A 1,199-nucleotide genomic window follows, 5' to 3' on the forward strand; every position below is an offset into this window, starting at 1 on the left:
GGCGGCCACCGCCGGGGCCGCGGCGATCTCCTCCGGCCGCGTCACCGGCGTGGGCACCAGGACCGTTGCCGCGCCCGCTGCCAGTGCCGCCTGGACGTCGGCGCCGATGTCCCCGATGAATGCGACCTGTTCCGGCGCCAGGCCCAGCCGCCGGCACGCGCTGAGCACCATCCCCGGGGCGGGCTTGCGGCAGCTGCAGCCGTCGTCCGGACCATGCGGACAAACCTCCCAGACATCGAACGGGCCGAGCAGCTGCTCCACCCGGGCGTTCACCGCCTGCACCTGGTCCTCGGCCAGCAGCCCGCGGGCGATGCCGGACTGGTTCGTCAACACGCCGCAGCGAACGCCGGCGCGGCGGAGCGCGTCCAGCACGGCGGCGGCGCCGGGCATCGGCCGGACCAGCTCCGGATCCCGGTTGTACGGCACGTCCACGACCAAGGTGCCGTCCCGGTCGAAGAGGACGGCACGCGGCGGGGTCTGCGTCGGGCTTCCCATGCCCGTTCTTTTCCCACGTCAGGGCGCGGCTAAACATCGGACGGCGATTTTCTTTGCCCGCCGCCGGGCTGCTGTGTCCCCGCTGCGTCGGGCTGCCGGTCTGGCAGGATGGAATCCGCGGCCGGCACCCGCATGCCGGGCCTGCCCAGGACTCAAGGGAGGGAACCTGATGAAAACACCGCGGCCGAACCGGCAGCCGGAACTGCTGGTTCTGCGCGCCCTGAAGCTGGGCGACCTGCTGGTGGCAGTGCCCGCCCTGCGTGCGCTGCGCCGGGCCTATCCGGAACACCGCGTGGTCTATGCGGCCCAGCAGTGGCTGCGGCCGGTGGTGGAGCTGACAGGTTCGGTGGACGAGCTGCTCGATACGCACGGACTGGACGTGGCCATCGCCAGGGCCCCCGGCCAGGTGGACGTGGCGGTCAATCTGCATGGCAACGGCCCGGAGAGCCGCGGACGGCTGGAGGCACTGCGGGCCAGGATCCGCCTGGGCCACCGGGCCCCCGGCTGGGACGGGCCTGCCTGGCAGGACGGCATCCATGAGCGCGAGCGGTGGACGCGGCTGCTGCGCTGGCACGGGCTGGAGGCAGACCCGCTGGACTACCGGCTCAACCGGCCGGCGGTGCCCACCAGGCTGCCCGGCGCCGTCGTCATCCACCCCGGGGCCGCCTACGGCAGCCGGCACTGGCCGGTGGAGCGGTTCGCCG

The 1,199-nt window shown here is 73.6% G+C and carries 2 protein-coding genes; one reads left to right on the plus strand and one right to left on the minus strand.

Annotation, left to right across the window (positions count from 1 at the left end; genetic code table 11):
* Positions 1-495 (minus strand): D-glycero-alpha-D-manno-heptose-1,7-bisphosphate 7-phosphatase (locus ACFQ36_RS22775; RefSeq protein ID WP_377017856.1); only part of this gene is annotated, 495 nt, incomplete at its 3' end.
* A 169-nt stretch (positions 496-664) separates the two neighbouring features.
* Between ACFQ36_RS22775 and ACFQ36_RS22780 the strand changes: the two genes are divergently transcribed.
* A partial coding sequence (locus ACFQ36_RS22780) for a glycosyltransferase family 9 protein (RefSeq protein WP_377017858.1) occupies positions 665-1,199 on the plus strand: 535 nt, incomplete at its 3' end.

The organism is Arthrobacter sp. GCM10027362 (assembly GCF_042679445.1).
In the GTDB taxonomy this organism is placed as follows: Bacteria; Actinomycetota; Actinomycetes; order Actinomycetales; family Micrococcaceae; genus Crystallibacter.